The following is a 6,079-nucleotide window of genomic DNA, read 5'->3' on the forward strand; positions in this document are numbered from 1 at the left end:
CTCGCGGGTTCCACGGCATGGTCGGATTCGAGGCAGTTGGACTGCCCGAAAGTGTCAACCATGTCTCCGCACACCTGTCAGCTATGTCTCCGGTCTAAACACAACGGCGACAAAGAAACGAAGCAAAGAAAACGCCTCCCAACCGCTAATTCTTAAGTGTCCACAGCGTGCAGTTTTTAACTGCTTGGCACGCAAGAAGTACCCTCAGCGCATAACCACGTTCGGCTGAAACCCTCCCACTCCGTTCACGGATACCCACACGCTTCGCCACCAGCGTGGGAATCCACTAACCAAACATCCCCGCTGCGCGCGCTAGCCAACTGAGTTAATTTTCCGCTCTGTCGGGAATCTTTAAGGTTGCAAATTCTGCTGTTTTTGCTTCGCCCTTTTTGCGATGTGAGCGCGCAAAAGTGCGTTAGCGTATTGGGCGTTATAACAACTCAATAATCAGGATGACGACCGAATTAATACGCTGCAACGGCTACCGCTACGTATCGCCCAAAGTGCAACACCTCAGTTTCAGCGACGACGCCGATAATACGGAAGCAAGGCGCGCCATGCTAATGAACTTCAGACGTGCAGCGTGACCGTCTATAACGGGAAACAAACGCTATCTCTACGTTCCACGTTCCATTGGCTGATTTTGCCCGACGCCTAGCGGAATGGTATTGCTTACTCTTGCGTCCAGGTCGCAGTGTCTAAAAGACCAACTTTCAATCACGACAGAACGAGATCCCGACGCGCCGCCAAGCGCCTAAATTAAAGGCCCGCACGTATGCGGGCCTTGTCGTTTCAGCAGAGAACATGGCAAGGCGACGTGGCATCGGGCGCTCAGCGCATTTCGACCACCCCTGCACCGCCCCTGCCTCACTCAAATAAACATCAACCAGTTCAACAAGAAGATATTCACAACCAACAACGACAGCGCCGTCGGCACTTGCACTTTAATCACCGCATTCTTATCGGGTAACTCGAGCAACGCCGCCGGGACCATATTGAAATTCGCGGCCATCGGCGTCATGAGCGTCCCGCAATAACCGCAAAACATGCCGATAGCAACCATCGTCGCCGGATTGCCGTGAAATACGCCGACCAAAATCGGCACGCCCACGCCGCCAGTCATCACCGGAAACGCCGCAAATCCGTTGCCCATGACCATCGTGAAGAGCGCCATTCCCACGCAATAAACAGCCACCGCGACCAACCGATAATCCAGGTTCACGTAAGCCGTCGTCACATGCGCGACCGCCTTGCCCACGCCCGCGTCGGAAAACACCAGCCCGAGCATGCCCAACATTTGCGGCAACACGGCAGCCCACGAAAGAGCATCGACGAGACGGCGCGTTTCCTTCATGGATTGACCGACGGTATCGCGTGTCATCACGCACGCCACACCCAGCGCGACGATACAACCAATCCCAAAGCCAATCAGCGTGACGTTCTTCGGATCGAGCAACGGCTTGCCGCCAAACATCAGATGGCTTGCGGCCAGCGTCAACACCACGGTCACCACCGGAATGGTCAGCGCCGGAACGAAAAGTTTGTTGCCAAGCCGAATCGCGGTCTTGCGGCGGGTTTCTTCCGAAAGCATCCTCGGCTTGGCGGCGGTGACGCCTCCAAGGCCTGCAATCAGCGCCATCGCGATGACCAGCACGCCGACGACATTCGCCGGCAACCAGTCGCCGATCAGAAAAATCAGCGCATAAACCAGCCAGAACGTGCCGGCGGTGAGACGGCGCGGATGGGTTTTATCGACGTAAATCATGCCCGCGACGATCACGAGCACCACGCCGAGCAAATAGAACAGGTAGTTGATCGTGAGCGTCATGCCGTTTCTCCGCGAACTTTCTTGGTCAGCGCGCCGAGTTCACGCGTCAGCCGCCGATCGAGCAGCCAGAGCCGGAAACCGTGGATCAGGAATGCGCAGATGGCGGTTGGGATACCCCAAACGGCTACGTGCAATGGTTCGACCACGATGCCCGCCTCGCGCAGAAAGGTAGTCATCAAAACGATGGCGCCGAACGCCACGAAAATGTCCTCGCCGAAGAACAGGCCGACGTTGTCCGTCGCGGCGGAATAAGCGCGCAGCGTGTAGCGGGTTTCATCGGAGATCTTGCCGTAACGGGCTTCGGCCGCGCCTTCGGCCATGGGCGCGAGCAGCGGACGCACCATCTGCGGATGACCGCCCAAACCCGTCAGGCCAACGGCGGCGGTGAGTTCACGAATCAGCAAATAGACGATCAACAGCCGCCCGACGGTCGCGGCCTTGATGCCCGAGATCCAGATCTGCGCGCGCTCACGCAGACCGTGCCGTTCGAGCAAGCCGATCACGGCAAGCGGCAACAAGATGATCAGCGGGATATTGCGCGTCTTTAGAAACCCCGTGCCGATGGCAGTCAGAATGCGATCGATCGGAAAATGCGCCGCCAGCCCGGTGACGATGGCGGCGGCGGCCACGATCAGCATCGGATTGAAGCGCAGGATGAATCCCACGATGATGACGGCCACTCCGATCAGCGGCCATAGGTTGACTGCGGTTCCCATTCAGATCTCCAAAGCTCGGGTAATTGACTTGCCGCCGCTGGACGGGCCGCTTGCTTTGAGTGGCCCATTCCATCGGCTAGACGAAAAGCGGTTCTATGGCCGCTTGCTAAAACGCCTCGTGTTGACCCGAGGCGTTGATTTGGTGCGACGTGGTTACTTCCGTTCAAGCGGTTTGCGCGTGAGCCGCACGCACTTGAATACCCGCCGTTTGCAGCGCGCCGCGAATCCGCCGGGCGAACGCGAGTGCGTGCGCGCCGTCGCCGTGAAGGCAGACGGTTTGCGCGTTGATCGGCACCCATTCGCCGCTGACGGCCTGCACGCGCCGTTCCGTTGCCATCGCGAGCGTGCGCGCAAGCACCGCTTCTTCGTCGTCGAGCAACGCGCCCGGATCTTTGCGCGGCACGAGCGATCCATCCGCGCGATACCCGCGATCCGCAAACACCTCTTCGATGGCAGCCATGTTCGCCTTGCGGGTGGCATCGACGAGATTGCTGTTTGCCAGGCCGAACACGAGCAGCGACGAATCAAAGTCGTGGATGGCGGAGACAATCGCCTCGGCGATTTCAGGATTCTTCGCGGCCTGGTTGTAGAGCGCGCCGTGCGGCTTCACGTGCGCGATCTTGCCGCCTTCCGCTTTGGCAATCGCGGCCAGCGCGCCGAGCTGATACAACACGCCGGCATAAATCTCGGATGCCGGAATATCCATTTCCTTGCGCCCGAAATTCTCGGGATCGTTGAAGCTCGGATGCGCGCCGATCGCCACGCCCTTCGCGACCGCCCAGCGCACGCATTCGCGCATGGCCGTGGCGCCGCCCGCATGCCAGCCGCACGCAATATTCGCCGAGCTCACGAGGTCGAGCAGCGCTTCGTCGGAGCCGCAACCTTCGCCGAGATCGGCATTCAGATCGATTTCCATGGTCCTTCCTTTCACGTTTATTTATCGGTCGTAGCGCTCGGCGTGCATCGCGATCGCCGATTCGACCTGTTTCACATACATGCGCTCTTCGGCCAGTGCGTGGCGCGCGGCCTCCGCCGTTGTTTCGATAAACCGTACACCGCCGTTCAACCGCGCTTGCGCGAGTTTCCACAGATCGGCGCGGATTACCGATCCGATCTTCGGATATCCGCCGGTAGTTTGAGCGTCGCCCATCAGCACGATGGGCTGGCCGTTCGGCGGAACCTGGATCGTTCCAGGCAGCACCGCGTGCGAGAGCAGATCGGTTTTATCGGTACGTTCCAGCACCGTTCCCGCGAGCCGGAAACCCATGCGGTTGCTGTTCGGCGTGATGGTCCACTCTTCGTCCCAGAAATCGTGTTGCGCCGTTTTCGTGAAAGTCTCGTATTCGGGACCGCGCAAGACCCGCACCGGCAGCGACCACGCGTTGCCCGGCGTATGTTTGCCGCGCCGCAACGGTTCTTCCACGTAGACGAACTTGCACCACGCGGGCGCTTTTACGCCGAACGCCACGCCCGTCGGCGAGAACGCGCCGTTTTTCTGCGGCTGCGGCACCCCGGTCGCAAGACGATCGCCGTCGCGCAATGCCCGGCCGCCGAGACCGCCGAAACACGCGCCGAGATCCGTGCTGCGCGAACCGAGCATGGGGAGAACGTCGATACCGCCCGCCACGCAAACGTAGCCGCGCATGCCGTGTCGCGCGCCTCGCAGCGTCAGTTCCTGGCCGGCCTGAACCGGCAGGCTCCACCACGAGTAGACGGGTTTATCGTCGAGAGTCGCGCCGAAATCCGTTCCCGTGATCGCGATGCGCGTCGCGCGCGTGAATTTCAACGTTGCCGGTCCGAGCGTCAGTTCGATACCCGCTGCATCCGGCCGGTTGCCCACGATCCGGTTGCCAATTTCCAGCGATAAAGCGTCGAGCGCCCCGCCCGAACTCACGCCCAGGTGCCTGTAACCCTGACGCCCGAGATCCTGCACTGAAGACAGCATGCCGGCGCGAATCACGTCGATCATGCGAGCACCTCCAGCGCGGTGAAACGCACGTGATCGCCTGGCTGCATCAACGTGGGCGGGTTGCGCGCGGGGTCGAAAAGCTTGACGTCGGTGCGTCCGAGCAACTGCCAGCCGCCGGGCGACACCGCCGGATAGATGCCTGTCTGCTCCCCGCCGATACCCACCGATCCCGCCGGCACTTCCAGCCGCGGTTTCGGGTGACGCGGCGCGTTGAGCGTCGGATCCAGCCCGCCGAGGTACGCAAATCCCGGCTGAAACCCGAGGAAAAACACGATGTAATCGGCTTGCGTGTGGCGCTTCACGAGTTCATCGATGCTCAATTTCAGGTGCTTCGCCAGCGCCGCGAGATCCGGCCCGTCCGTCCCGCCGTAACGCACGGGAATTTCGATTTCAGTGGTCCCGACATCCGCCTCGAGCGCCTCGTCCCAGGCGGTTTTAAGTGTCAGCGCGAGGGCGGTTTGCTCCGTTTGCAGCGGATCGAAGACGAGTGTCAGGTTGTTCATGCCCGGCACCACTTCCACGATGTTCGGCCAGAGCCGCGCCGCGTCGGCGAGCGCCCAGATTCGGCGCTGGCATTCGAGCGTTGCCGGGGCAGGGGCTTCGCAGACCAGCGCGCTGTCGCCGAGTGGATAAATTTTGGGTGATGTCATGCTGACCTTGCCGTTGGTCGAGGTCGCGCCTCGATTCGATCTTCGGAATGTACATTGTCAATAACTTATCAACAATTTATCAATAAGAGTGTGTACTAGTTATTGAAATTTCGAGCGTTGCGCTACACTCAATGGCACATTATTTCGTTGAACGCCATGCCTCGCCACCCGACCAAGATTGTTTCCTCCGAGCATCTCGTATCCGAAACCAGCGCGGAATTATCCGAGTTCGAGTACGGCTTGATCATGGCGGGCAACGCCTTCAACCGATGGATGGTGCGCTGCATGTCGGCGGCGGGCGCCAAGGACATGACGGCGGTGGAAGTATCGCTGTTGCATCATGTCAGTCATCGTGACCGCAAGAAAAAGATCGCCGATATCTGCTTTGTTCTCAATATAGAGGACACGCACGTTGCGAGCTATGCCTTGAAGAAGCTGATGGCGCGGGGGTATGTGGCGAGCGAAAAAGTGGGGAAGGAAGTGTTCTTTTCCGCAACGCTGGCGGGGCGCGAGTTGTGCGGGAAGTATCGCGAAGTGCGGGAGAGTTGTTTGATCAGCGCGCTGAAGGAGAGCGGGCTTTCGAATGAGCAGATCGGGGAGGCGGCGCAGTTGCTGCGGAATGCTTCGGGGTTGTATGACACGGCGGCGAGGGCCGCAGCCTCGCTATAGGTTTTCGTTCGCACTTGGGGTTGGGGTGGGATTGGGGTTGATGCCGGGTCGTTGCTGCTTAGGCTTTCGCGGGTTCTGTCGCAGCTAATCTCTTCATCACTGTTAGCCACTGTCCGTGGCGGGACTTCATTTCTTTGTCCAACGGCTGTTTAGACCGGAGACATAGCTGACAGGTGTGCGGAGACATGGTTGACACTTTCGGGCAGTCCAACTGCCTCGAATCCGACCATGCCGTGGAACCCGCGAG

At 59.8% G+C, this 6,079-nt stretch carries 6 protein-coding genes; 1 reads left to right on the top strand and 5 read right to left on the bottom strand.

Annotated elements, in window-relative coordinates:
- Positions 1–871: 871 nt before the first annotated feature.
- The 5 genes from ASG35_RS13530 to pxpB form a co-directional block, all read right to left on the bottom strand.
- Positions 872–1,828 carry a DUF979 domain-containing protein gene (locus ASG35_RS13530; protein ID WP_056357831.1) on the bottom strand — a complete coding sequence of 319 codons (957 nt, stop codon included), beginning with the start codon at positions 1,826–1,828 and terminating at the stop codon, positions 872–874.
- Entirely contained in the window at positions 1,825–2,544 is a 720-nt protein-coding gene (locus ASG35_RS13535) for a DUF969 domain-containing protein (protein ID WP_056357834.1), read from the bottom strand. Before ASG35_RS13535 ends, ASG35_RS13530 begins: the two co-directional genes overlap by 4 nt.
- A gap of 163 nt (positions 2,545–2,707) precedes the next feature.
- Positions 2,708–3,460, bottom strand: a complete 753-nt coding sequence (gene pxpA / locus ASG35_RS13540; RefSeq protein ID WP_056357837.1) for a 5-oxoprolinase subunit PxpA — start codon at positions 3,458–3,460, stop codon at positions 2,708–2,710.
- 21 nt (positions 3,461–3,481) lie between these two features.
- Entirely contained in the window at positions 3,482–4,513 is a 1,032-nt protein-coding gene (locus ASG35_RS13545) for a biotin-dependent carboxyltransferase family protein (RefSeq protein WP_056357840.1), read from the bottom strand.
- Positions 4,510–5,163 (bottom strand): 5-oxoprolinase subunit PxpB, encoded by a 654-nt coding sequence (gene pxpB / locus ASG35_RS13550; RefSeq protein ID WP_056357842.1) that lies wholly within the window; start codon positions 5,161–5,163, stop codon positions 4,510–4,512. Before pxpB ends, ASG35_RS13545 begins: the two co-directional genes overlap by 4 nt.
- Positions 5,164–5,319: 156 nt before the next feature.
- Here pxpB and ASG35_RS13555 point away from each other — a divergent pair, with 156 nt between their 5' ends.
- Entirely contained in the window at positions 5,320–5,832 is a 513-nt protein-coding gene (locus ASG35_RS13555; RefSeq protein WP_056357845.1) for a winged helix DNA-binding protein, read from the top strand.
- The last annotated feature ends 247 nt before the right edge of the window (positions 5,833–6,079 follow it).

It is taken from the genome of Burkholderia sp. Leaf177 (genome assembly GCF_001424345.1).
In the GTDB taxonomy this organism is placed as follows: Bacteria; Pseudomonadota; Gammaproteobacteria; order Burkholderiales; family Burkholderiaceae; genus Caballeronia.

Excerpts from the sequence above, each read along its gene's own strand:
- ASG35_RS13535 (WP_056357834.1), bottom strand. The coding sequence starts at position 2,544 with ATGGGAACCGCAGTCAACCTATGGCCGCTGATCGGAGTGGCCGTCATC.
- ASG35_RS13555 (WP_056357845.1), top strand. The coding sequence starts at position 5,320 with ATGCCTCGCCACCCGACCAAGATTGTTTCCTCCGAGCATCTCGTATCC.
- pxpA (WP_056357837.1), bottom strand. The coding sequence starts at position 3,460 with ATGGAAATCGATCTGAATGCCGATCTCGGCGAAGGTTGCGGCTCCGAC.
- pxpB (WP_056357842.1), bottom strand. The coding sequence starts at position 5,163 with ATGACATCACCCAAAATTTATCCACTCGGCGACAGCGCGCTGGTCTGC.
- ASG35_RS13545 (WP_056357840.1), bottom strand. The coding sequence starts at position 4,513 with ATGATCGACGTGATTCGCGCCGGCATGCTGTCTTCAGTGCAGGATCTC.
- ASG35_RS13530 (WP_056357831.1), bottom strand. The coding sequence starts at position 1,828 with ATGACGCTCACGATCAACTACCTGTTCTATTTGCTCGGCGTGGTGCTC.